General features: G+C 66.8%; 19 protein-coding genes. 10 read left to right on the top strand and 9 right to left on the bottom strand.

Translation table 11 applies throughout. The features are described 5' to 3' along the window. Position 1: 1 nt before the first annotated feature. From VGK20_13385 to VGK20_13375, 3 genes are read right to left on the bottom strand one after another with little or no spacing between them, the layout of a single operon-like run. Positions 2-1,165: an ABC transporter permease gene (locus tag VGK20_13385; protein HEY2775034.1), complete on the bottom strand. Its 1,164-nt coding sequence runs from the start codon at positions 1,163-1,165 to the stop codon at positions 2-4. After that, positions 1,162-1,887, bottom strand: coding sequence for an ABC transporter ATP-binding protein (locus VGK20_13380; protein ID HEY2775033.1), 726 nt, complete (start codon positions 1,885-1,887; stop codon positions 1,162-1,164). The genes VGK20_13385 and VGK20_13380 overlap by 4 nt, the downstream gene beginning before the upstream one ends. 5 nt (positions 1,888-1,892) lie before the next feature. Then, positions 1,893-3,023 (bottom strand): efflux RND transporter periplasmic adaptor subunit, encoded by a 1,131-nt coding sequence (locus VGK20_13375; protein ID HEY2775032.1) that lies wholly within the window; start codon positions 3,021-3,023, stop codon positions 1,893-1,895. A gap of 340 nt (positions 3,024-3,363) precedes the next feature. Between VGK20_13375 and VGK20_13370 the strand changes: the two genes are divergently transcribed. Together VGK20_13370 and VGK20_13365 are read left to right on the top strand one after the other, a co-directional pair. Further along, the gene (locus tag VGK20_13370) at positions 3,364-3,657 is read left to right on the top strand and encodes a hypothetical protein (protein ID HEY2775031.1); all 294 of its coding nucleotides are present in this window, start codon (positions 3,364-3,366) and stop codon (positions 3,655-3,657) included. Between the two features lie 340 nt (positions 3,658-3,997). Continuing rightward, positions 3,998-7,036 (top strand): hypothetical protein, encoded by a 3,039-nt coding sequence (locus VGK20_13365; protein HEY2775030.1) that lies wholly within the window; start codon positions 3,998-4,000, stop codon positions 7,034-7,036. A gap of 8 nt (positions 7,037-7,044) precedes the next feature. Here VGK20_13365 and VGK20_13360 read toward each other — a convergent pair whose 3' ends face one another. After that, positions 7,045-7,512 carry a hypothetical protein gene (locus tag VGK20_13360; protein HEY2775029.1) on the bottom strand — a complete coding sequence of 156 codons (468 nt, stop codon included), beginning with the start codon at positions 7,510-7,512 and terminating at the stop codon, positions 7,045-7,047. Positions 7,513-7,982: 470 nt separating this feature from the next. Here VGK20_13360 and VGK20_13355 point away from each other — a divergent pair, with 470 nt between their 5' ends. Next, positions 7,983-9,683 carry a DUF3300 domain-containing protein gene (locus tag VGK20_13355; protein ID HEY2775028.1) on the top strand — a complete coding sequence of 567 codons (1,701 nt, stop codon included), beginning with the start codon at positions 7,983-7,985 and terminating at the stop codon, positions 9,681-9,683. Between the two features lie 48 nt (positions 9,684-9,731). Continuing rightward, the gene (locus tag VGK20_13350; GenBank protein HEY2775027.1) at positions 9,732-11,660 is read left to right on the top strand and encodes an alpha/beta hydrolase; all 1,929 of its coding nucleotides are present in this window, start codon (positions 9,732-9,734) and stop codon (positions 11,658-11,660) included. 51 nt (positions 11,661-11,711) lie between these two features. On the opposite strand, the gene VGK20_13345 is transcribed toward VGK20_13350, so the two are convergent. Then, positions 11,712-13,388: a furin-like repeat-containing protein gene (locus VGK20_13345; GenBank protein ID HEY2775026.1), complete on the bottom strand. Its 1,677-nt coding sequence runs from the start codon at positions 13,386-13,388 to the stop codon at positions 11,712-11,714. Positions 13,389-13,990: 602 nt separating this feature from the next. On the opposite strand from VGK20_13345, the gene VGK20_13340 reads away from it, so the two are divergent. Genes VGK20_13340 through VGK20_13320 form a run of 5 tightly spaced genes read left to right on the top strand, consistent with a single transcriptional unit; the run spans position 13,991 to position 18,146 of the window. Then, positions 13,991-15,283, top strand: a complete 1,293-nt coding sequence (locus tag VGK20_13340) for an ATP-binding protein (GenBank protein HEY2775025.1) — start codon at positions 13,991-13,993, stop codon at positions 15,281-15,283. Between the two features lie 58 nt (positions 15,284-15,341). Beyond that, entirely contained in the window at positions 15,342-16,880 is a 1,539-nt protein-coding gene (locus VGK20_13335) for a sigma-54 dependent transcriptional regulator (GenBank protein HEY2775024.1), read from the top strand. Then, a complete protein-coding gene (locus VGK20_13330; protein HEY2775023.1) occupies positions 16,880-17,623 on the top strand; it encodes a PspA/IM30 family protein in 744 nt (247 codons plus the stop codon). Before VGK20_13335 ends, VGK20_13330 begins: the two co-directional genes overlap by 1 nt. A 36-nt stretch (positions 17,624-17,659) precedes the next feature. Continuing rightward, positions 17,660-17,803 carry a hypothetical protein gene (locus VGK20_13325; protein ID HEY2775022.1) on the top strand — a complete coding sequence of 48 codons (144 nt, stop codon included), beginning with the start codon at positions 17,660-17,662 and terminating at the stop codon, positions 17,801-17,803. A gap of 4 nt (positions 17,804-17,807) precedes the next feature. Beyond that, positions 17,808-18,146, top strand: coding sequence for a 4Fe-4S binding protein (locus VGK20_13320; GenBank protein ID HEY2775021.1), 339 nt, complete (start codon positions 17,808-17,810; stop codon positions 18,144-18,146). A 45-nt stretch (positions 18,147-18,191) separates the two neighbouring features. Here VGK20_13320 and mepA read toward each other — a convergent pair whose 3' ends face one another. The 4 genes from mepA to VGK20_13300 form a co-directional block, all read right to left on the bottom strand. Next, positions 18,192-19,241, bottom strand: coding sequence for a penicillin-insensitive murein endopeptidase (mepA, locus tag VGK20_13315; protein ID HEY2775020.1), 1,050 nt, complete (start codon positions 19,239-19,241; stop codon positions 18,192-18,194). 62 nt (positions 19,242-19,303) lie between these two features. After that, complete coding sequence (locus VGK20_13310) at positions 19,304-20,284, bottom strand: cyclase family protein (GenBank protein HEY2775019.1); 981 nt, start codon at positions 20,282-20,284, stop codon at positions 19,304-19,306. Beyond that, positions 20,284-20,775, bottom strand: coding sequence for a hypothetical protein (locus VGK20_13305; protein ID HEY2775018.1), 492 nt, complete (start codon positions 20,773-20,775; stop codon positions 20,284-20,286). The genes VGK20_13310 and VGK20_13305 overlap by 1 nt, the downstream gene beginning before the upstream one ends. Continuing rightward, a complete protein-coding gene (locus tag VGK20_13300) occupies positions 20,772-21,317 on the bottom strand; it encodes a hypothetical protein (GenBank protein ID HEY2775017.1) in 546 nt (181 codons plus the stop codon). Before VGK20_13300 ends, VGK20_13305 begins: the two co-directional genes overlap by 4 nt. Before the next feature lie 398 nt (positions 21,318-21,715). On the opposite strand from VGK20_13300, the gene VGK20_13295 reads away from it, so the two are divergent. Continuing rightward, positions 21,716-24,007, top strand: a complete 2,292-nt coding sequence (locus tag VGK20_13295) for a nitrite/sulfite reductase (GenBank protein HEY2775016.1) — start codon at positions 21,716-21,718, stop codon at positions 24,005-24,007. Positions 24,008-24,088 lie beyond the last annotated feature (81 nt).

Raw genomic sequence — 24,088 nt, 5'->3', positions numbered from 1 at the left:
GTCAGCGTCCTGCCAGCGCGTCGACGATCTTCAGGCGCCGCGCGCGAAGCGCCGGCGGCAGCCCGATCGCGAGCGCGACCGCGATGCCGATCGTGATCGCGAGGATCCACGTCTGGCCGGCAACGAACAGCGGGGGGAAGCGTCCACCGGTCGAGCTGTTCAAAGCCGGCATGAGGGCAACGGCTCCTGTCATGCCGATCACACAGCCGCCAAGGATCAGCAGCACCGCCTCGGCCAGCACGAGCGCCGTGATGCGGGCATCGGAATACCCGAGCGTCTTCAGCACCGCCAGCTCGGGGATCCGCTCCCGCAGCGACTGCGCCATCGTGTTGCCGGTCAGGATCAGGATCGTGAAGAACACCGCGGCGAGAATTCGGCTCACCATCGCGCCGATGTCGCCGATCTGCTTGGCGAAGCCGACGGCGAACTCCTTCTCGGGCTGGGTACGTGTCTCGTGCGGGGAGTTCGCGAACATGCGGTCGATCTGCAGGGCGACGGCGTGGGGATCGGCGGCGCCGTCGACGCGGAGAATGTACCAGCCGCTGGTGCCCTTGCCGGTCGTGCGGGCCTCGTCGAAGTACGCCGAGTTGATCAGCACCATGTCGGTGTTGCCGCGCACGGCCGGATCGTCGGCATCGATGGTGCCGACAAGGTCGAACTCCCAGTTCATGCTGCCGTCGTTCTTCGGATAGATTTCCGAGCTGATCGGCAGCTTCTGGCCGATCTTCCAGCCGAAGCGTTCAACGAGACGCTCGCCGGCAAGCGCACCGGTGCGCGTTTCGGCGGCGGCCTGCTGCTGCTCCGGCGGCACGCTGAACTCGGGATACATCGCGAGGTAGCCAGCCAGGTCGGCGGCGATCACCGGAAACGCGTTGCTCTGGTTCTGGTACTTTCCTCCGAACCAGTCGCAGCCGACGATCTGCGTGACGCCCGGAAGTTGCGCGATCCTGGAGCGGTACGACTGCGGAAGGGGCTCGATGAACGAGAAGCGCGCCATCGTGAGCAGCCGGTGCGCATCGGCCGTGCTCACCCCGGCATCGAACGCGAGCTGCACGGCCTGCAGCAACCCGAACAGCAGGAACGCCACGATCACCGACGACAGCGTCAGGATCGTGCGCGTCTTGCGACGCCACAGAGCCGCCCAGAGCAGCGGAAGGTATTTCACGGCGCGGCCCCGGGCGTTTCGTCGAGCATCTCGCCCTTGTCCAGGTGCAGGATGCGGCGCGCATGATCGGCTGCCTTCGGATCGTGGGTGACCATCACGATCGTCTTTCCGTAATCGCGATTGAGCGCCTGCAGCAGCGAGAGGATCTCGTCGGCCGTGTGGCGATCGAGGTCGCCGGTGGGCTCGTCGCAAACGAGCAGCACCGGATCGGATACCAGCGCACGCGCGATCGCGACCCGCTGCTCCTGGCCGCCCGACAGCTCGCGCGGCTTGTGGCTCGCGCGGTCGGCAAGGCCCACGAGCGTCAGCGCAATGCGGGCCCTCTGGCTGCGTTCCGCGGCGGCAAGATCGGTCAGCAACAGCGGGAGCTCGACGTTGCGCTGCGCCGAGAGGGCCGGAAGCAGGTTGTAGAACTGGAACACGAAGCCGACGTTTTCCGATCGCCAGCGCGCGAGCTGGCCGCCGCTCATGCGATCGATGCGCTGGCCGGCCACCGTGATGCTGCCGTCGGTCGGAACGTCGAGGCCGCCGATCAGGTTGAGCAGCGTCGTCTTGCCCGATCCGGACGGTCCCATCAGCGCAACGAAATCGCCGCGAGGAATGTCGAGGTCGATGTGGTGAAGGACTTCGAGCGTTTCGCCGCCGCGATGGTAGTGCTTGGTAACGCCGCGCACCTCGACGAGGATCCCGCTTTTGCCGTCCGTGTCGGCTGCCGCCTTCATCTGCGTCAATCGGTCGCGTGCACGGCGGCGCCGTTTTCGAGGGAGGGCGGCGGCGACAGCACGACGTGCTGGCCGGCGGCAAGGCCGCCGGTGACCTGGCGGTCGGCCTGGGTGCTCTCGCCGAGCGTGACGTCCTTGCGTGTCACGGCTCCCTTCTCATAGACGAAGACTGCGGGCCGGCCCGCCGGCGATACTACCGCTTCGTTCGGAACCCATACTCCCGTGCGGGACCCGGGCGACGCCGTGCTGAGGAAAGCCACGCGGACTCCCATCTCGGGCACGATGCGCGGATCCTTGACGTCGATCGCGACGCGCACCTTGATCGTGGCCTTGTTGCGGTCCGCCGTCGGCACGACCGCGATCACTTTGCCGGGAATCTTCCAGTCGGGATACGCGTTGAGCGTCGCCTGCACCGGCTGCCCCGCCGATACGCGGTTGATGAACGACTCGTTGACGTCGACCTCGATCTCGAGCGAGTCCATGTCGACGATGGTGCCGATGCCGGTGCGCGTGAAACCGCCGCCGGCCGAGATCGGCGAGATCATCTCGCCCGGCTGCGCGGCCTTCGCGACGACGACGCCGGCAAACGGGGCGCGCACCTCGGTGTTATCGAGCTGCACCTTGGCGACGTCCACCGACTGTTCGGCAACCTTGATCTGCTCCTTTGCATTCTCGACGCGTGCCCTCAGCGTATCGCGCGCGGCGCCGGCCTGTTCTTCCTCCTGCGTGGATGTCGCCTTGGCCGCGGCAAGGGCCTGCTGGCGTGCGAAATCCCGCTCGGCCTGGTGTTCGTCGGCGGTAAAAACGTCGAGCGAAGCGCGCGCGGCATCGAGCTGGGCGCGCGCCAGGTCGAGCTGGGCCTTTGCCTCGGTGTCGTCGAGGCGCGCCATCACCGCGTTCTCATCGACGTGCATTCCTTCTTCGATCAGGACTTCGACGACTTTGCCGGTGATTTTCGCGGATACGGTGGCCTGGCGCCTGGCCACAACGTAGCCGCTGGCATCGAGCACCGAGGTGTCGGCGGGCATCTCGCCGGCGGCGCGTGCGACGGCGGTTTTGACCTCGGGCACTTCGCCGCGTCCGAACAACGCGAGAAGGGCCGCCAGCAGCAGTGCCGCCACGACCGCGGTTGCCACGGCGCGGTTACGGATTCGGCTTCGGCGCGGGGCAGCGCCGGCTGCGCTTCGGTCAATGCGCAGCTTGTCGACGAGCTCGCGGCGGTCCGGCTCCGGGGAACCGGACGAGGCAGGTGAGGCGGGAACGGCGGACATGACGGGCGGCCGAGCAAGTCACAATGCTGGGGAATGGGCGAGGAAGCCAGCAGCGAGTGCGGGGCACCCCGCCGGCGGGCTTCCGTGCACCCGCAGGTCGTCGATCGCATCCACCGCGGCGAGCGGACCGCGTCGCCAGTCTGCAAGGCTCGCCCGCACGGGTGGCGTCGGTTCACCAGTTCCTTTAGCGTTGCCTGGAACCGTGATGAGACCGCTCGCGCGATTGCCGTATCGACTGTTGTGCGTTCTCGTCGGCCTGCCGCTCGCATGGGTCCCGTTCTTCCTGCACGGGCCGGCTCCCTGGAAGTACGACGTCCTTCACATCGACGGCGCGATCGCCGTGTGGGGCTGGTACACCGCGCGAATGCTGATCGGTCTGTGGGTCGGCGTCGCGACGTGGCCCGAGCCGTGGTGGGCGCGCGGGCCGCTGTGCGGCTTCTTCGTGATGTTGCCGCTGACGCTCGTCAGCCTCGCGACGCCGGGTTGCGGCTGGCCTTGAATGTTCTGGAACCTGACCACCGGTTCGGTGGTCGGACTCGTAGTAGCGGCAATTGCGTTCGTCGTCACCGGCAAGGATCACGCGTTGCAATAGCGAACGCGCGAGCGTTCGCGTTCAGTGGAAAACGCGGAGCGTTCGCGTTCAATGGCAAACGCGCGAGTGTTCGCGTGAAGCGGCAAACGCGGAGCGTTCGCGTTCAGTGGCAAACGCGCGAGCAGTCACTTACCGAGTGTTAAACCGCTGACACCCGCGCGCTGAATCAAGATAAAGTTCAGCGCACCAGACAAAACTTCTGTTCGGCGTCGGAGCCTTCGTTATACTTCAAAACGGGGGCTCCTCCATGACAATACGGCGACCGAATCGGACCTTCCGGATCGCTTCTCTTCTCTTCCTCCTGGTCGCAGCGAACGCGCCGGCTCTTGCCGCTCCGGTCGCCGGCCATCCGCGCCTGTGGCTCACCGCCGGCGATCTGCCGAAGCTGCGCTCGTGGGCAGTGCCGGGCAACGCCGTCTACCAGCAGGGCCTGCAGTCTCTCGTCGCCACGTCGGTCTCCAACTACAACACCAAGTATTTCCCCGGCGGAGTGGCCAAATCGCCGTATCCCGATTTCGGCGACACCCAGGGCTATACCGGCCTGCTCTCGGAAGAAGACGGACTGATCCTCGCATTCCAGTCGCTGGTCGACCCGAACGCATCCAATCGCCAGACGTACGCGAAGATGGCGCGTGACCTGTTGATGTACGTGATGGACCAGGCATCGCTCGGCCATCAGTCGGGCGTGCCATTTCGCGATCCGTCGTTCGCCGTCTACAACCGCGCGAACAATACCGGCCCGAACTGGGGCCTCATCGTCGACTGGATCTACGATGCCACCGATTCGATGGGCCAGCCGATCCTGTCGTCGGCCGACAAGCTCGAGATCCGCAACGTCTTCATGGCGTGGGCGAACGACTGCGTGAACGCCTCCACGACCGGCGGCGACCATCCTTCGCCGATCGGCGCGCAGAACTCGACGACGCTTCTGCCGGGCAACCGTGCCTACAGGATGGCCGCCAACAACTACTATCTCGGTCATGCGCGCCTGATGATCCTCGCGGCGCTCAGCCTGGATGCCTCCGACGATCCGCCGATCGACAACACGAAGAGCGTCAATCAGCTCGGCAACTCTCTGCGCAGCTATCTCGCCGATGCTACCGGCGCCTGGCTCTACCAGGAGTTCGCGATGTTCGGCGATCCGTCCGCGGTGCAGGCGGCGTTCTCGCTTCCGTCGTCGCAGGGACTCGGACTTGCCAGCGGAGGACTGCCTTCCGAAGGCATGCTCTACGGGCATTCGATCGGCTTCCTGCTTGCCCAGCTCCTGGCGCTGCAGACGGCCGGCTACAACGACGTCGCCGTCACCGGCCCCCAGGCCGGCCTGATCGGAGCGCCGGTGTGGGACCGGTTCGTGCGCGGGTTCTACCATTCCATCGTTCCGGCGGCGCAGGTTCCCCCGTCGGAAGCGTATCTCGGGCCCGTCTACCAGATGACGAATTACGGCGACATTTTGCGCCTGTGGATGACGCCGGACTTCATGCAGCCGATGGCGCTGCTCGCGCTGCTCGAGCAACAGACCGGGGATCTTTCGCGCCAGAACGCCGAGAAATGGTGGGTGATCAACGTCGTCGAAGGCGGCGCGGGCAACCTGATGCACCGGATCCAGAATCCGTGGAACCGCGTCGAGGCCATTCTCTACTTCATGCTGCTCGACCCCACCGCGGCTTCTCCGGTCGATCCGCGACCGCAGTGGCCGACGACGTTCTACGACGCGCCTGCCGGGCGGCTGCTCGCGCGCACCGACTGGAGCGCTTCCGCATCGATGTTCGATTTCCGCTGCAGCTGGATCTCGATCAACCACCAGGACGGCGATGCCGGGCTCTTCGAGATGTATCGCAGCGGCGAGTGGCTCACCAAGGAAGCGAGCAACTACGACAACTCGGGCAACGGGCAGACCAGCCTCTACCACAACACGGTGACGCTGAAGAACACCTGCCAGAACGGTACGCCGGCCAACCTTCAGTGGTACGAAGCGCCGTTCTGGAACAACGGCAGCCAGTGGATCCTCGGCTCGAGCCAGGGCGATCCCGTTGCCGCGACGAGCAGCGGCAGCGGCTACTCGTTCGCATCGTGCAACGACACGGGCCTGTACAACAGGCCGAGCATGTGGACACCGGCCAACGCGGCCCAGGACATCACGCACTCGAGCAGGTCGATCCTGTGGCTCCAGCCCGATCACGTCGTCGTCTATGATCGCGCGACGTCGCAGAGCAGCGGCCTGTTCAAGCGGTTCAACCTTTCGCTGGTCGCGCAGCCGACCGAGGCGGGAAACGTCCTGACGGAGACGACCGGCAGCGGTCAGCACCTCTTCGTCACGTCGCTGCTTCCGGCCGGCGCGACGATTGCAACCTCGCCGATCCCGAACATCGGCCTTGCCGAGCTCGAGCCGAGCCGCTACCAGGTCCGCATCGAGGATCCTTCCGATCCTTCCGACGTGCGCTTTCTCCACGTGCTGCAGGGCGCCGACGCGGGAAGCAGCGCCGATCCGGCATCGCTCGTGCAGTCGACGTCCGGGACGGCGTTCGACGGCGTCGTCGTGCACGGCACGGCGGCGCTTTTCCTGCGTGATTCATCCGCGATGTTCGCCGGTACGACCTACGTCGTGCCTTCGAGCACCGTACAGCACTACATCAGCGGCCTGTCGCCGGGCACCGGCTACGCGGTTGCAACCCAGACGGTCGGCTCGGCGCTGCAGGTGACGGTTTCACCGGACGGCACGGACGCGTACGCCGACAGTGCAGGCGTTCTCGTGTGGCCCCAGTCCCCGATTCCACCACCACCGCCGCCTTCGTGTGCGAGCTCGATTTCGAGGCCGTCGCTGAAGATGAGCAGCACCCCGTTCCTGATGAAGCTGTCGGGACAGGCGCTGATCCCGCTGCCGTGGACCGCCGTCAATCCGCCGGCCAACGGAATCCACGTGACCATCGACGATGCGGTCGGAAGTGGAGGAGGAATCGACGCAGCGCTGCCGGGCGGAGCGTTCGATGGAACCAGCGGATGGAAAACCAACAGTCGCGGTACCAAATGGCTCTACGTCGACCCGGCCGGTAGCGTCGCGGGCATCACGAAGGCCGCGGTTCGCGACATGTCTTCGCAGGTGGCCGGAATGCTGCGCTGGTCGATCGTCGGACGCGGCGCGGGCCCCATCGCATTGCCCGACGTCAACACGGCGCAGGCTGAAGTGACTCTCGGAGCAACCGACGAGTGCGCGACGGTGGCCTTCGGCGCACCGGGCGCCGCACCGCCGCGCTGCGTGAGCGTGGCCGGTCGCATGCTCTGCCGCTGAGTCGTCCTTCACGGAGCCGGGAGGAGGTCGCGGATCTCTTTTCCGGGAACGCCGTTTTCGATCGCGTAGAGCCTTGCCGCCGGAGTGCATTCGGCGGCCTTCGGCTTGCTTCCCGGCGCAGGCTTGCCGGCTTCCATCAGGCCGAGTCCGCCCGCTGCCGTTGCAAGGCTGGAAACGGCAGTAATCGTCTCCGGGATTTTCGTGTCGACCTTCTGGCCCACCGCGGTGACCATGCCACCGGAGAACGTTGCCGATAGATCGGATGACCCGTAGCCCGACCGGAACTTCATCGTCTTTTTCCGGTCGGGAATCGAAATCACCGTCGCAGTCGAGACACACTCCCGTGTCGTCGTGACGAACAGGTACGGCCTCGGCTCATAGTACGTGAGCCCGGGTCCCGTCGAGTCGAAATCGATCCCCGCGCAGCCGCAGAGCGCGGTCGCGACGAGCATGGCGAGCAATTGTACTTGACGCATGACGATCTCCTTGTGGCGGGTTTCGCCGCGGGCAGCGCAAGCTGCATCCGCGTCAGGAAGTTTATGGAGTGAGATTCTTCACGCAAGGCAGCGTTGCGGATCCGGTTTCCCGGCGGGCCGTCGGGAGCTGCCGCCGGTCCTCGGGAGGCTGCTGCGCCTGGATCCGGCCGCTGGCCGTGTCCAACCAGGCTGCCGATCCGGTTGGCCGTCCACGCCCAGCGCAGTTGCCGCGGCGATAACCGGCAGGAATGCGTGTTTCTCGGTCGATTTCGAGCGCCTGCCTGCCGAAACGGTCGCTATGGTGGCGAATGGCGGCGATTCGCTCGCGGCACCGCGGGAAAAAGGCCCCGAACCGCAACGGCCGCACCGAGAGGGCTTGCTCTCCAACGGCCCGATGCCATGAATGGCGTCGTCCAGTCGCGGCGCCTCCCGAAGCCGGACGCGACCGGCCAGCGAGGAGCAAGCCCACGATGAAAACCTGCCAGACCCTGACCGCCGCTGCGGCGGCGCTCGTACTCCTGTCCTTTCCCGCTCATGCCCAGGACTACGGCGCGCCCGAAGGCGAGCCGGCCGTGCTTCAGGCCGGCAACGGGCCTGCGCCGGACCAGGCTCCCGCGTTCACCAGCGCGCAGCTCGAGCAGCTCGTCGCGCCGATCGCGCTGTATCCCGACGCGCTGCTGGCCCAGGTGCTGATGGCGTCGACGTATCCGCTCGAGATCGTCGAGGCCAGCCGCTGGCTCAAGCAGTATCCCGGTCTTCAAGGCGAGCAGCTCGATGAGGCGCTCAAGCAGCAGGACTGGGATCCTAGCGTCAAGGGACTCTGCGCCGTTCCCGATGTCGTGCAGAGGATGAACGACAATCTTCAATGGACGAAGGATCTCGGCGACGCTTTCCTTGCGCAGCAGGACGACGTGATGGTGACCGTCCAGGTCATGCGCCAGAAGGCCTACGATGCCGGCAACCTGAAGTCGAGTCCGCAGCAGAACGTCGTCGTCAAGGAAGAGCAGGGTGCGCGCGTCATCGTCGTGCAGCAGCCGGCGCCGCAAGTGATCTACGTGCCGACGTATTCACCGGCAGTCGTCTACGGGCCGGCCTGGTCGTATCCGGCTCCGGTTTATCCTGCGCTGTACGCGCCGCCCGCATACGGGCTGCTCGCTTTCGGTGCGGGCCTTGCCGTCGGAGCAGCGATCTGGGGGGACTGCCACTGGGGATACGGCGGTGGCCACTACGGTGGCCACTACGGTGGCCACTACGGCGGCGGTAGCGTCAATGTCAACGTCAACAATTACAACAACTTCAACAGGGTCACGAACGTCAACGGCGGCAACTGGAACGGCAACGGCGGCGGCTGGCAGCACAATCCCGAGCATCGAAAAGGCGTAGGGTACAAGGATCAGAAAGTCGCGCGCGAGTTCGGCGCCCAGGGCGGCAGCAACCGCGTGACTCGCGACCAGGCGCGCTCGTTCGACCAGAAGAACAAAGTGGGAACCTACGATCGTGCGGGCGACCGTACAGGCAACGCCGGCAATCCTGCGGGCAAAAACGATCGCGCAGGCAATGCCGGTGATCGTGCGGGCAAAAACGATCGCGCAGGCAACGGCGGCAATCGTGCGGGCCAGAACGATCGCGCAGGCAACGGCGGTGATCGTGCGGGCAAGAACGATCGCGCAGGCAATGGCGGTGATCGTGCGGGCAAGAACGATCGCGCAGGCAATGCCGGCAATCGCGGCGGCGCCGGTGATGGCGCGGCAAACCGTGGCGGGCAGAACGGCAACGCCGGTCGCGAAGGATCCGCGAAGAACAAGGGTGGCGCCGGTGCTGGCAATCGCGCTGCAACGGGCGCCGGACAGAATCGCGCCGGCAGCGGCGGCGCCGATCGTGCCGGTGCAGCTGGCGGCGGAGGCAACGGCGCGGGACGTCGCGGTAACGCCGGTGGCGGCAACCGCTCCGGCTCAGGCGACCGCGGCCAGGCCGGAGCCGCCACGCGCGGACCTTCCGCAGGCGGTGGGGCGAAGTCGCAGGGCCAGGGCGGCTCGCGCGGTGGAGCGAACGGTGGCGGTGGTGGGAATCGAAAGGCCGCATCCAAAGGCGGCGGCGGCGGCGGTGGCGGCGGCGGCGGCGGCGGCGGTGGCGGTGGCGGTGGCGGAGGCGGAGGCCGTGGCGGCCGCTGAGCAAAGGCATCCCCGAACCAGGGCCATGGGTCGGCATTGCGAGCATCGATGATTTCGTCCCGTCGCGCGGTCGCTCGGTTCGCTGCGCCGCTGCTCGTTGCGGCGCTTCTTTGCGGTTGCGCGACCAGCCCGATCGGCGTCAAGCGCATGGACGCCGACGCGGTGCAGCGCTCGCTGACGGCCAATGCGCTGACCGAGAACGAGCCGAGCATCGAGACCACCAACGTCCTGCATCGTCGCGGCCTCTACGACCAGTTCCAGACGGACCCGGTCCGGACTCTGGCCGAGCTGCACCGCATCGCTGTCGCCGAGAACGACGACGATACTTACTTCGCGCTGGCCGAGCTTTCGTTCCTGTACGCGGATCGCAGTCACAACCGCGACTACTCGATCATGGCCGCGCTGTACGCGTGGTCGTTCCTGTTCGGAGGCCACCCGCTCGATCCGGTCGATCCGCGCCTTCGCGTCGCGATTGATCTCTACAACCGCGGCCTGACGCAGGGATACGAGCAGGGCAAGAACGGACAGGTCGTCCTCAGCGCGCAGACCTACACCCTTCCGATCGGCAAGCTCGAGGTCTACTTCGATCCGTCCGTTCTCGAGTGGCACGGACGGCACCTGGGCGGTTTCATTCCCGTCGCCGAGCTTCAGGTCAGCGGACTGGACAACCGCTTCCGCACTCCGGGAATCGGCGCGCCGCTGGCGGCGAATGCGGCGGCGCCGGCCGGCCAGGAAGAGACGCTTCTCCTGCGCAGCCTGAAGATCCCGGTCACGGCCCTGGTTCGCATCGACGACGTCCGCAAGCAGATCGCGAGCGGAACGATTCGCGCGAACCTCGAGCTGCACACCGATCCGAACGAGGAGAACGTCCGCATCGCGGACCGTTCCGTCCCGCTGGAAAAGGAACCCTCGGCCGTTCTCGCGTCGATGGTGGCCGAAGCGCCGGTCATCAAGCAGGAACTGCTCGCGTTCATCGGCACGGTGACCCAGCAGCGCGACAAGGGAAGGCTCGGCGCGCTCACGCCGCACGTGCGAGGCCGCATCCCGATCGTCTTCGTCCACGGTACCGCGTCCAGCCCCGCGCGGTGGGCCGAGATGGTCAACGTGCTGATGAACGACCCGCGCATCAACGAGCGCTACGAGGCGTGGGTCTTTGCGTACAACTCGAGCAGCCCGATCCTTTACTCCGGCTACCTCCTGCGAAAGGCCCTCAGCGACGCGGTCGCGTCGCTGGACCCCGACGGGACGGACACGGGGCTGCAGCAGATGGTCGTGATCGGGCACAGCCAGGGCGGCCTGCTCACCAAGCTGACGGCCGTGGACAGCGGAGACGCGTTCTGGCGCAACATTACGTCGAAGCGTTTCGAGGACGTGCACCTGGATCCCAAGGACCGCGAACTGCTGGGGGCGGCGGTGTTCGTCAAGCCGCTTCCGTTCGTCAAGCGCGTGGTCTTCATCTGCACTCCGCACCGCGGCAGCTTTCTCGCGGTCAGTGACTGGGTGCGGGGCATCGTCACTCGCGTCGTCAGCCTGCCCGCGACAGTCACGAGGATGGGCGTGAGCGTGCTGACGCTGAACCCCGACATGGTGCGGCTCGTGAACCTCGAACGCGTCAATGCGGTCGAGAACATGACGCCGGGCAATCCTTTCCTGAAAGTGCTCGTGGCACTGCCGATCGCACCCGGTATCGCTGCGAACTCGATCATCGCGGTCAAGGGCAACGGTCCGCTCGAGCAGGAAGACGACGGGGTTGTGAAGTACACGAGCGCCCATCTCGGCGGCGTCGAATCCGAGAAGATCGTGCACTCGACGCACTCGACGCAGGCGGTTCCGGAGACCATCGAGGAAGTGCGACGCATCCTTTTGCTTCACGCGGCCAAGAGCGGCGAGCCCGAAGCTCCGGTGGTCGCGGCGGCGATGTCCCACGCACCGAAGCACCGCCTCCTGCGAGTCGCCCGGACGGCCGCCGCCCGGTAATCCGCATTTGTGCAGCGCCCCGTCGCAGGCGGCGAGGCGCCGCGGGCCCGCCTACGGACCGTTCGCGCAGACCCGAGTCGCGTCGTTGCGCGTCGCGGTCGTGAACGTCGCCTGCCAGCATTCGGTGCCGAGTCCGTCCGAGATGACGAGTTGCACCGTCAGCGGAAGGCTCATCCCGAGACCCGGCATCGGTACGCGCGCGCCGCGCGCCTTGATCCGGACGCTGGGGGTTCCCTGGCTTCCGGCGAGCAGCTTGGCCCCGGTCACCGAGTCGACCGAGCCCGCGCCGTTCTTGTACGCAAATCCCTTGTCGCTGATCGTCTTCCAGCACGGTTTGCCCTTGTCGCACATCTCGCTTCCGGTCGCGTCCATCTGCATCAGCGGCTGCGGCCTCCCCGAGGTGTCGTAGACGCAGGTGCGGTAGGTGGCCGTCGACGCCGGCGGATTCATGAACGCGTCGAGCAGCGTCGTGTCCCCGTGGCTCCATTTCCAGATCAGCGTGTCCTTGCTGTCGTTCGGATCGTTCTTGACCTTGATCGACGAGCTTCCCGTCGCGGGAAGGCGGCAACCGGTGCGCGGCACCGCGTCGCACAGCGACGGTGACAACGTCGTCGTTGTCGTCGGTGGAGGCAGCGTCGTCGTGGTCGTTGCCGGCACGCAGGCGCCGCCCGATACGACGAGCCCCGCAGGACAGCTCGAGCAATCGGTGGCCATTGGCCCCGTGCACGATGCGCACGCGGCGTTGCAGGTGCCGATGTAGTAGCTGATCGTCACGTCGCCGTCGCCGAGCTGAACTCCGGTCAGCGCGGACGTCGCCCACGCGGTGGCGAGCACGAAACCCGCGCCGCCGCCACCGCCACCGCCCTCGAACTGGGCCTCGATGTTCCCTCCACCTCCGCCCCCGTAGTAACCGCCGCCGCCGCCGCCGGCCCAGCCCGTGTAGTAGCAGCAACCGTTGTGGGTGCTGCCGCCGTTGCCGAAGCTGAATTCGTTGGCCGCCGGTCCCGAGCCGTAGTCGCCGTCCACCTGGCCGAAAATGTACGAAGGTGGCAGCGACGGGTGGCCGCCGGCGCCGCCGGCGATCGGCGTGGCTCCGCCCCCGCCTCCGGCTGTGTACGGCGCCGTATTGTCGCAGCAGAAGGGCACCGCGGTTCCGTCGGCGGCAGCGCTGGCCCCGCTGCCGTCGCCGCCCGGATTGTGCTGGTCCCCGCGGCCCATCACGACGGGACTGTAGTCGTAGCCACCGCCCCCGCCGCCGCCTGCCGCGATGATCGGCCCGTTTGCGTCGAACACATAGCTTCCGCCTCCGCCGTTGCCGCCGTAACGCGAGGTCGCGTGCCCGCCGCCGCCATACCCTCCGAAGCCCGGCGGAGCGAGAACTCCGCCCGTGCCCATCTCGCCGACCACGACCGTCAGCATCGCACCACCGGCGACGGGAATCGTCGCGCTCTGGCGACCTCCCTTGCCGCCTGACGACGCAGCGCCGCCGAAAGGATCCACCTGTTCCTCGAGGCTGGTGCCGCCTTCGGCTCCGGAGACGGTCGCGATGATCCCGTGAACCGATCCTGGAAGCGTGACCGTTTGCGGTGCGCCGGTGAGACCGAACGTCGCGGTACAGATCGATCCGCCTGCGTCCTGGAATCCGGCAGCGCAGCCGGCGGCATGCACCGCGTGTGCCGATGCTGCGATGATCGCCGCCGCGGCGAGCGCGGCGGTTATCCAACTCATCGCTTCGCGCGGATGTTCCAAAGCGACCGCGCCGCTCCGGTTCTCGAAGATCATTCGCGTTCTGCCGGTATCGGACGGAAATCGGATGGATCGCATCGGACTCTCCTCGCCGAGTCTACGACGGTCCGATGCTGTCGGGTGCACGGCGCACTCGCAGCGCGGCCGGCGCGATCGCTTCGGCTGCAGGTGTGTCAATGCAATAGGAATGCCAGAGCGAAGTCCGCATTCATGCACGGTTTTTGGGGCGTTCGTTCGCCGACTTGAGAATGCGCGGCGTCGCGATTGTCACCGGTAAGGAACAGCGAAGGAGCGCTCGCAGCTGGCGCGGCGCCTCGGCGGCGAGTCGACCGGATCCGTGTTTCGCACTGCCCAGCGAGCTTGCGCAGCACCGAGCCTGACCGCGCTGCAGTTCCGGGACTGCACCCGAAGCGCCGGCAGCGCAGTCCTGCGACTGCAAGCGAAGGCGGAGCGGGTTCGTAAACGATTGAAATGTCGACGTTTTGCGATGTCCTGCCGCCGGCGAAGGACTGGCCCGACGCTTGCTTTTCCCCCGGCGTGCTCATCCGCCGACCCCGAACTAGACTGAGCCAGCGACGACGGCCATGCCGATTCTCGGAGTAATTCTCGCCATCATGATCTGCGCCAGGGTGCGACATCACTGGAGGGACCTCTACGCCGACGAAGCCGGGGAGGGTCGCCTCGACGACGGCTCCGGCTCCGACGCGACAGCGGGAGCGGACGACGGTCGCAGCGAAGCGGTCCGCCGCGACACCTGTGCGAGTCGCGCAGACCGAGGCGACCGCGACTGGCAGCGCGGCGACCGTGAGCGCTCTCAGCGTCACGCAGACCGTCACGACTGGCGGCGTCGTCACGCGTCTTCGAATTGGCGTCGCAGTCCCTGGGATTGGCACCGTTGGACCGGCATCGCCGCCTCCGGCGATCGCGCCGAAGCGGAGGCTGCGCGGCGCGAGCGCCGCCGCCGCCGCGCGATCGCCGGATTCTACGGTCACCTGTGGGTTTACTGCAGCGTCATCGGCTTCCTCGCGTTCCTCAACATGTTCACCGGGTTTTATCCGTGGTTCCTTTGGCCGGCCTTTGGCTGGGGCATCGGCATCTTCTCGCACTACATGGGCGTATTCGGCGGCCGTTACATTCGCGAGAACTACTTCGATCCGGCTGTCGAGCGCGAAGTGCGCCGCGAGAAGCACGCGATCGTCACCGAGAAGCAGGCCGACATCGGTGAGCTCAGCTCGACGATCGCCCACGAGATCCGCAATCCCATCGCGGCCGCAAAAAGCCTCGTCCAGCAGATGGGCGAAGACCCGCACTCGGTCGAAAACGTCGAGTATGCACGCGTCGCGATCGAGGAGCTGGATCGCGTCGAGAGGAGGGTGTCCCACCTTCTCAAGTACGCGAAGGAAGAAGACTACGAGTACGCGCTGGTCGGCCTGGCCCAGGTGGTCGATTCGGCGCTTGCGCAGCTGAAGAGCAAGCTCGAGAGCGGAAAGGTGCGCGTCGCGCGCAATTACATCGGAGGTCCCACCGTGCGGGCCGACGCCGACAAGCTCCAGCGCGTGTTCGGCAACATCTTCGACAACGCGATCGACGCGCTGGCCGCGGTGCCCGAGGACCGCCGTATCGACGTTTTCATCGAAAACGGCACCCCCCGTGCCGCCTGTGTGCGAATCGTCGACAACGGTTCGGGAATCGCGCCGGAAAAAGTCGCGAAGATCTTCAATCCGTTCTTCACGACGAAGGATCACGGCACCGGCCTCGGCATGGCGATCGCGAAAAAGATCGTCGATGCCCACCAGGGCGGCATCGAAGTGCGCAGCCAGGCCGGCCGCGGAACCGAGTTCCGCGTGACGCTGCCGGTGCCGGGAGACCCGCGATGAGCGGGTCGGTCGAAAGGAGACCCGCGACGAGCGGGCCGGTTCAGAAGGAAAGCCCCCGATGAGTGCTGCACGCGGACGCATCCTCGTCGTCGACGACGAAAGGGCGATGCAGATCGCGCTGCGCGGGCTGCTCACGAAGGAGGGCTACAGCGTCGAGACGGCCGGCAGCGGCGAGGAGGCCGTGCGCCGAATCGAAGGCGGCGACTTCCATCTCGTGATCACCGACCTCGCGCTCGGCGGCATCAGCGGGCTTCAGGTGCTCGAGGCGGCGCGGTTCGTCGACCCGGACGTCGCGGTGCTGATGATCACCGCCTACGGTTCCGAGAAAATCGCCGTGCAGGCGATGAAAACCGGCGCCGCCGACTATATCCCCAAGCCGTTCGACAACGACGAGATGCGCGCGGTGGTCGCAAGGCTGATGGACACCGCGCGGCTTCGCCGTGAGCACCGCCGGCTCCTGAGCGAGGTGCAGTCTCGTTACGGCCCCGACCAGATCGTCGGCCGCAGCCCGGCGATGCTGCGCCTGTTCGAGTCGATCGAGAAAGTGGCCGACACCGACGTCACCGTGCTCGTGCGCGGGGCCAGCGGCACCGGAAAAGAGCTCGTCGCCAATGCGTTGCATTACCGCAGCCCGCGACGCTCGCGGCCGTTCATCAAGGTCAACTGCGCGGCGTTCAGCCGCGAGCTGGTCGAGAGCGAGCTGTTCGGTCACGAACGCGGGGCGTTCACCGGCGCGATCGGTCGGCGCGAAGGAAAATTCGAAGCCGCCGACCGCGGTACGCTGTTCCTCGACGAGGTCGGCGACATGCCGCCGGAGACCCAGGCCAAGATCCTGCGCGTCATCCAGGAAAAGGAGCTCGAGCGCGTCGGCGGAAACGAGGCGATCGCAGTGGACGTGCGCCTGATCGCCGCCACGCATCGCAACCTCGAAGAGCTGGTGGCCGACGGCCGCTTCCGCTCCGACCTCTATTACCGGTTGCGCGTCGTCGAGCTCGTCGTGCCGTCCCTCGCCGAGCGTCGCGAGGACATTCCGCTGCTGATCCAGAAGTTCCTCACCGACGCAGCCGAACGCTTCCATCGTCCGGTAAAGCCGCTTTCGGGCGAAGCGCTGCGGGCGTGCATGAACGCCGCGTGGCCGGGCAACATCCGCGAGCTGCGCAGCGCCGTCGAGAAGGCGCTGCTTCTGGCGGCGGGAGAAGAGATCACGAGCGAAGACCTGTTCGGGAAAACGGTGGCCGACGGAACTGCCGTCGACGTCGCCTCCCTCCCGACGACTTTTCGCGATGCCAAGCAGAGGATCGTGGACGATTTCGAGCGAAGTTTCCTCGTTGCCGCCCTGGCGCGCAACGGGGGCAACATCTCGCGCACGGCGGAGGAGATCGGCATGTACCGTCAGAACCTGCAGCAGAAGATCCGCGAGCTCGGACTGGAGGCGCTTTCGATGCTCGAGGCGGCCGAAACGGCCGCAGGCAGCGACGGCGGGCCGGCGGAGCAGGACCATGACGCTACAAAAAATGTAGCAGAGAAGCGCCCTCGCGCCGGCGCTTCGGGCGCGGCGGCCGGCGACGACGATACCGGCGGCCAGGGAGGTCTGTGATGTTCGTTTCCAGGCTGATCAATCTCGTTCGTGGAAAGCTTTCGCAATGGATGAAGACGCGCGAAAAGCGCGATCCGGCCGCGGTCTACGAGGCCGCGATCGCCGAGCGCCAGCGCCAGTACACGCGCCTGCGCGAAGCCGCCGCGAGCATCCTCTACATGCGCAACAAGCTCGCGCGCCAGGTGGAAGACTCGAGGCGCGAGCTCGATAGTACCGGTGAGCAGCTCGACCTGGCCGTCGACCGCGACGACGACGGAGCGGCGCTGTTCCTGATCGGCAGGCGAGACCGCATCGCCGAGGATCTCGAACGCGTTCGCGGCGAGATGGGCGAGCTCGAGCGAGAGGCCGACTCGGCAAAGTCCAACCTCACGGCGTTCCAGGGCGAGATTCATCGGCTCAGAGACGAGAAGGCCCGTAACCTGGCCAGGCTGGCCAATGCCGAAGCGCGCCTGAAGCTGCAGAACGCGATGGCCGGGCTCTCTCCCGATGCCGACATCGCAGCGCTCGACGGCGTGCGTGAGTCCATCGAGCGCACGATCGCCTCGCTCGCCGACGAGATCGACAGCGGCGACGCGAACCTGGATGCGCGGCTCGGGCGGCTTCGTGCCGAGCAGGCGAGCCAGGCCGCGCGCGCGCGTCTCGACGAGATGAAGCGGAGCCGGCGCGTGCCGCTGCATCTTCTTCTTCCCGCGAGTGCCAACGGCGCGGCCGAGCCCGTCGCGTCACGCGCGTCCTCGATGTGAGCAACGCAACGCCGGTCGATACCAGGAGGTAGCGATATGTTCGGACTTGGATTTCTCTGCGGCGCCGCTGCAGCAACGGCTTTCGTCCTTTACGGAAACGGCGAGCTGCTGATCGAGCTGGCCGAACGGGCGCGCAAGGCGTCGGCCCGGTGGCATTCGCACGACTGGGGTAATCCGTAACGCAATGGCCGGCTCGCTCGACACGGAAAAGGCCCGGCGCGCGGCCGAGCATCCTCGCCGGCCCGGCGACAACTGCCGCGCCGCGCCCGGCACGTTCGTCCCCGTCGTCGACCACGCCCGCTGCGAGGGCAAAAACGACTGCGTCGAGGTCTGCCCGTACCAGGTGTTCGAGGTATGCGACATCGACGACGCGGATTATCGTGCGCTTTCGCTGTTCGGCCGGCTTCGCAGCGTGGCGCACGGATGGCAGACCGCGTACACGCCGCGGGCGACCGACTGCCAGGCGTGCGGTCTTTGCGTGGTGGCCTGCCCGGAAGGCGCGATCACGCTCGCGCGGGCCTGACGAACTCGAGGGCCTGGCGCATCGCCAGGACACTACGGCTCGCGTTCAGCTTTTCGCTTTCTTCGACTTCGCGGGTGCGCTGCGGCTCGTCGCCTTCGTATGCCGGTGTGCCGATGCGCCGGCAGCAGTTGCGACAGAGGCATCGTGGGACACCGAGGCGATGGACGCAGGAGTCGACTCGCGGGCGAGCTGCTGGCACGGCGCCGGCATCGATCGCAGCGAGATCGACGTTCCCGTACGCGACGGCTTCGCGGCGAGAATCCCCGGGGAAAACCAGTAGTCCAGCTCCTTGCCGCAACCGTCGCCGGAGGCCGGCGGCTCCTGCTCCTTGCAGCCGGCCTGGCCCGGCGGACAGTAGAGGCGGATGTGGAAGTGGTAGTCGTGCCCGATCACCGGGCGGATCTTGGCCAGCCATTCGCGATCGCTTTCCGCGTCGCGACAGAGCGCGCGCTTGATTCCTGCGTTGACGAAGACGCGCTCGACCTCGGGTTGGCGCGCCGCCTCGCGAAGCAACGCCAGATGCGCAGGCGCATAGACCTTCGGATCGACGTCTCGGCGGTCGGCGCGCAGCAGCGACGGTGACTTCAGGTTTTCGATTTCCTCGTTCGTCATCGCACGATTCGGCATCGGCAGCAGGTAGATGTCGGCATCGAGACCGATCTGGTGGGACGCGTGCCCGGTCAGCATCGGTCCGCCGCGCGGTTGCGAGACGTCGCCAATGAGGATCCCGCGCCAGCCCGTCGCTTTTGCCGCCTGGTCGGCGAATTTCTCGAGGAACCGGATCATCGCCGGGTGACCCCACGCGCGGTTGCGTGAAGGCCGCATCACCTGCCAGTGCTCACCGCTGGCGGGAAGCTCGACGGCCCCACGCAGGCAGCCGTCCCAGTACTGGCCGGAAATTTCCGCCTCTCCGGAGGTAGGCGCCGTGACCTCTCCGAACGCGCGCCGCGCCGAGTCTACCGGCAGCACGCGCAACACTTCCGCGCGAAGCTCGACCTCCTCGGCCGCCGTTTCCTGCGCGCGGGCCGGCTCCGCGTGCAGCGCGCACACGATGGCGACGATCCGCCAGGAATTCTTCAGTGGAAAGAGCCGCATCGCGCGATTCCCCGGTCTAGACCGGCGCGCTGCAGAGCGCCAGTCTGCCGCTGTGCCTGCGGTTACTTGATCGCGACCGCGTTCGGCGGCGTCGCAATGCCGCCTTCAAGATGCAGCGGCACCGACACCAGCATGAACTCGTAGCAGCCGTCGGCCGCGCAATCGGCTGCCAGCTCGTCGAGCACGAATTGCTCGCCGAGCGGCAGTCCCATCAGCGACAGCGTACGGTAATGCAGGGCCTTCTCGTCCTGGAAGGACCAAGGCCAGGGCTCCACGGCCGGACAATCGGTGCCGATCGCCGCGACGCGGTGATCCCAGAGCCACGCGACCAGCCCGCTCGAGGACTCGATGCCGCAGGCCTTGAGGTCGCTCATCGGAGCCATCGCAATTTTCTGCTCGTCGGAAGCTGCAATGTAGGCGCCGACCCAACCGGTGCGCACCAGCAGGATCGAGCCCGGCTCGAGCCTGGTCTTCTGCGCAGCCAGCGCCTCTTCGAGATCGGCGAGCGTGTAGTGCGCGCTGCTCAACGGATCGATTGCGCGCCCCCCGTCGTGCGTATGCTTGCGAACGTCGATCAGAACTGCACGGCCGACGAAACGATTCGACCACAGGTGAATGCCGAGCTTTCCGCCGGTGCCGTCCTGGATCTGGTCGTCGGTGACGCCGTTATAGTACGCGCGGTGACGCAGGTGTCCGATGTGCCCGAGGCCGTCCCACTGGCTGCCTTCCTGCGTGTTGTAGTTGTCGAGTGAATCGTCGTGGCCGAGCAGCCCGAACGGCTCGAAGCTGATGATCTTGTGCTGGGCCGGACTGCGGCTGAAAAGGGGAGGCCTTGCGTAGTTGATCGGCGTGTCGAGGCGGAACACGCGGCCGCGGCGTACCAGGCGCGCGGCATCGACGACCCCTTCGGGCGTGAGGAAGTTCAGGCACCCGAGCTCGTCATCGTCGCCGAAAACGCCCCAGTTCGATTCGGGCGGCGCGTCCTTGCGGACGGGAAGGTCGCGGAACAGCGGAAGGTCGCGGAAATCCGGCTTGGCGGCCATCAGACGAGCGTGGTCCTCAGATGATTGGCGACTTCGGTAATGAAGCGGTGAACCGACGCCTCGGCGATGCGGTGTCCGACGGCGGCGTCGAGCGCGCGGCCGAGAGCGCCGAGCGGCGGCTGGTAGTTACCGGAGAGATCGAGCTGCGTTTCCGTGGATGTAAGCGGATAGGCGGCAAGCTCGGCGCGCATGAACGGAAACAGGTGCGGCGAGTTGGCAGCTTCCCACGTAAGATGCAGGCGGATCTCCGGGACCGGGCCCGCGGACTCTTCGCGCTCTTCGATTTTTTCCACCGCAATCGTGATGTCGGTGGCCACTTCGATGCCCGCTACATCGACGCGAAGCTGGCTGGCCACTGTGCGCGCGCGGGCAGCGGCCGACGTCGTCGCGCTGCGGAAAAGCCGGCGGGCGTCGCCGGCAAGGGCCGCTCTCACCTGCTCGTAAGGATGGTTGACGTAGTCGAAGGCGCGGATCGATGTGCCCTTGCTCATTGCCGCAGATTTACTCCAACGGCGAAGGCACGACAAGGACTCGGCGGCGGCGGGGCGGACGAGCCGGCCGCGCATTCGCGGTTCCGGGAATCCTGCAAAAAGCGCGCGGGAAAACTGCCGTAGCCGTGCAGCACGTTGCTCAGCCGGAGCTGCGTCTTGCCGAGCTCGATGTTCTCGCGGCGCGCGAGCATGGCCCGCGTCCTCGGTCGCATCACGACGGGGCGAAGCTGGCGATGGATGTCGCCGTCTGTCGTCAGCGTGACGCGCCCGGCCTGGGCATTGATCTCGGCATTGGACGAGACTCCGTGCCCCGACAGCAGAACCGAATCGGCAAGCAGCGCGGCGCGAATATCGGCGAAGCGGTCGATTGCCCGGATGCCGTGCGCCGGTAGCCAGACCGCCGCACCGAAATCGGGGATGCGACGATAGAGCGGATACGGATCGGCGAGGGCCTGGTCGCAGTGCAGGTCGGCGTCGAGCTCGAGTCGGGACGCGGCAGAGGCTTGTTCCAGACTCTCGGTGGTGGGGAAGCACGGGCGCAAAGCGGTCGACGCAGGCGGTATGACGCGAGCCGCCGCCAGCGTGACGGTCGCTACAACCCCGGCGGCAAGTACCGATACTGTCGTCGTCGAAATCGGACCGAGTTCGCACCCGCGGGCTGTCGTGGCCGGGCTCTGTCGGAGGATCCGGACGCCGCCCTTCCCCCGGAAGATCGCGCTTTGCGCTTTCGAGCGCCGCCCCCGCGGGACTTCTCAAGCGAGCGCAGGCACAATGGCCGGCCCCGGCGGTCCCGATTGAGCCGCGGGCGACCATAGCGCCCGTACAGCGGGCACGTCGGACAGGGCGCCCGTGAAAACGGGCGCGCCGAGCATAGCGCCCGTGTAACGGGCGCGCCGAGCATAGCGCCCGTACAGCGGGCGCGCCGAGTAGGAGACAGACCATGAGCGAGACGAGCTGGCGCGAAAAGCTTGCGGACCGCATTCCGGCCCAGTGGCGCGACGAGATCGACGCCTTCGAAAACCAGATGGAGCTGCGCAAGCAGCGCAAGATCGAGGAGCGCGTCTTTGCCGAAGTCCGCCTTCGCCGCGGCGCCTACGGCCAGCGCTACGACAACGGTCGCCGTCACGACGGGCTGGCGACCCAGGACCTGGCTTTCCCCCAGAAGGGACTGACCAAAGGTCCCGACACGGAATGGGACGCGCCCGGGATGCAGAGGATCAAGATCCCGTTCGGCCGCATGAGCGCCGAACAGCTCGAGGCGATTGCCGAGTGCGCCGAGGAATACAGCGACGCGATCCTCCACGTGACCACGCGCCAGGACGTGCAGCTCCACTACGTGCACATCGAAGACAGCGCCGATCTTCAGCGCCGTCTCGCAGCTGTCGGTGTCACGACGCGCGAAGCGTGCGGCAACAGCGTTCGCAACGTCACCGGCTGCCCGCTCGCCGGCATCTGCCGCGACGAGGCGTTCGACATTTCGCCGTACGCGAAGGCCGAGACGTTCTTCCTGCTCGGTCACCGCGACGTCCAGGACTTCGGGCGCAAGTTCAAGATCGCCTACAGCGGCTGCGAGCAGTACTCGTGCGGCCTCGTGACGATTCACGATCTCGGCTTCGTCGCGCGCACCCGCGTGGTGGACGGGCGCGAGGAGCGTGGATTCCGCGTCGTCGTCGGCGGCGGGCTCGGCCCGGTGCCGCACATCGCGAAGGACCTCTACGAGTTCCTGCCCGAGGCGGAAATGCTGCCTCTCAGCCAGGCCGTCTCTCGCGTCTACGCCCGCCTCGGCGAGAAGAAGAACCGCAACAAGGCGCGCATCAAGTTCCTCGTCGCCAAGCTCGGCATCGACGAGTTCCGCCGCCTCGTCGAAGAGGAGCGAAAGGTACTCGAGGCCGACCCGCGCTGGAGCGAATGGCTGGCGACCGCACACGAGTCGACGATCGAGCACCTGCCGGAGCCGGCCAGCGACGGCAGCGCGAAGCCCGCGCCGGGTTTCGAAGACTGGCGCCGCACCAACGCGTATCCCCAGCGCCAGGCTGGATTCGTCGCGGTATCGATCACGCTGCCGCTCGGCGATCTCACGTCCGAGCAGGGACGCGCCGTCGCCGGGTTGATCCGTCGCTTCACGCGCGATGCGCTTCGCACGACGGTCGAGCAGAACCTGATCCTGCGCTGGGTGCACGAACAGGATCTCGTCGCAGTGTACAACGAGCTGGCCAGGATCGGGCTGAACATTCCCGGCGCCGCATCGATCGTGGATGTGACGACGTGCCCCGGCACCGACACCTGCAAGCTCGGCGTCGCAAGCTCGCGAGGACTTGCGGCCGAAGTTCGCACGCGCCTTTACGCGCGACAGCTCGAGCTCGACGCCGACCTTCGTGACCTTCGCATCAAGATCTCGGGTTGCCCGAACAGTTGCGGCCAGCACCACGTGGCCGACATCGGCTTCTACGGAAGCTCGCGCAACGTCGGTCCCTACCGCGTGCCGCATTTCCAGGTGATCCTCGGCGGCGAGTGGCAGAACAACGGCGGAAGTTACGGCCTCGCGCTCGGCGCCGTGCCGAGCAAGCGGATTCCCGAAACCGTGGACCTGCTGCTGAAGAGCTACATGGAGGGACGCACGAACGGCGAGAAATTCCGCGACTGGGTGGGACGCACCGGGAAGAAAGCCGTCAAGGATCTGCTCAACCCGCTGACCCCCGTTCCGTCTCACGACGCCAGGCCCGACTTCTACGTGGACTGGCACGACGTGCGCGAGTACACGATCGGCGACATCGGCGTCGGCGAATGCGCCGGCGAGGTCGTCAGCCTCACCGAGTTCAGCCTCGTCGAGGCCGAGAGCCTCGCGTTCGATGCCTCGGTGCTGCTCGACGACGAGCAGGTCGTGCACCGCGCCGACCAGGCTTCGGAGCTCGCGTTTCAGGCGATGGTCCGCGCTGCGCAGGGACTGCTCAAGCTCGAGGATGTCGACGTCAAGGTCGATGCAAAGGTCGTGCTGCCGCTGTTCCGCGAGCGTTTCCTCGACAACGAGCGCTTCTTCGACCGCTTCGTCGGGCGCCAGGAGTCGGGCTACCTGCTGGCCGCCGCCGAAAACGGCACGAAGGTGCGCGATCTCGACGAGGCGCACCGCCGCGTGGAAGAGGCGCAGCTTTTCATCGAAGCGTGCCACGCGTGCTACGCGCGCATGATGGAATCGAAGACCGCGGGCGGTGCGCTCGGCAGGCTCGGCGCATGAACGCGCCATGCATGAGAGCGGCAGGCATGAACGCGGCAGGCATGAACGCGGCAGGCTGGAAGGACCGGCAGTTTAGGGCAC

Source organism: Candidatus Binatia bacterium (assembly GCA_036493895.1).
Lineage (GTDB): Bacteria > Desulfobacterota > Binatia > UBA1149 > CAITLU01 > DATNBU01.
The sequence above is the reverse complement of the archived record's forward strand: the minus strand, read 5'-3'. Positions and strand labels throughout refer to the sequence as shown.

Coding starts and splice junctions, on each gene's coding strand:
- VGK20_13355 (HEY2775028.1), top strand. CDS start 7,983: ATGAAAACCTGCCAGACCCTGACCGCCGCTGCGGCGGCGCTCGTACTC.
- VGK20_13380 (HEY2775033.1), bottom strand. CDS start 1,887: ATGAAGGCGGCAGCCGACACGGACGGCAAAAGCGGGATCCTCGTCGAG.
- VGK20_13330 (HEY2775023.1), top strand. CDS start 16,880: ATGTTCGTTTCCAGGCTGATCAATCTCGTTCGTGGAAAGCTTTCGCAA.
- VGK20_13310 (HEY2775019.1), bottom strand. CDS start 20,284: ATGGCCGCCAAGCCGGATTTCCGCGACCTTCCGCTGTTCCGCGACCTT.
- VGK20_13320 (HEY2775021.1), top strand. CDS start 17,808: ATGGCCGGCTCGCTCGACACGGAAAAGGCCCGGCGCGCGGCCGAGCAT.
- VGK20_13345 (HEY2775026.1), bottom strand. CDS start 13,388: ATGAGTTGGATAACCGCCGCGCTCGCCGCGGCGGCGATCATCGCAGCA.
- VGK20_13295 (HEY2775016.1), top strand. CDS start 21,716: ATGAGCGAGACGAGCTGGCGCGAAAAGCTTGCGGACCGCATTCCGGCC.
- VGK20_13340 (HEY2775025.1), top strand. CDS start 13,991: ATGCCGATTCTCGGAGTAATTCTCGCCATCATGATCTGCGCCAGGGTG.
- VGK20_13335 (HEY2775024.1), top strand. CDS start 15,342: ATGAGTGCTGCACGCGGACGCATCCTCGTCGTCGACGACGAAAGGGCG.
- VGK20_13365 (HEY2775030.1), top strand. CDS start 3,998: ATGACAATACGGCGACCGAATCGGACCTTCCGGATCGCTTCTCTTCTC.
- VGK20_13305 (HEY2775018.1), bottom strand. CDS start 20,775: ATGAGCAAGGGCACATCGATCCGCGCCTTCGACTACGTCAACCATCCT.
- VGK20_13370 (HEY2775031.1), top strand. CDS start 3,364: ATGAGACCGCTCGCGCGATTGCCGTATCGACTGTTGTGCGTTCTCGTC.
- VGK20_13325 (HEY2775022.1), top strand. CDS start 17,660: ATGTTCGGACTTGGATTTCTCTGCGGCGCCGCTGCAGCAACGGCTTTC.
- mepA (HEY2775020.1), bottom strand. CDS start 19,241: ATGCGGCTCTTTCCACTGAAGAATTCCTGGCGGATCGTCGCCATCGTG.
- VGK20_13350 (HEY2775027.1), top strand. CDS start 9,732: ATGATTTCGTCCCGTCGCGCGGTCGCTCGGTTCGCTGCGCCGCTGCTC.
- VGK20_13360 (HEY2775029.1), bottom strand. CDS start 7,512: ATGCGTCAAGTACAATTGCTCGCCATGCTCGTCGCGACCGCGCTCTGC.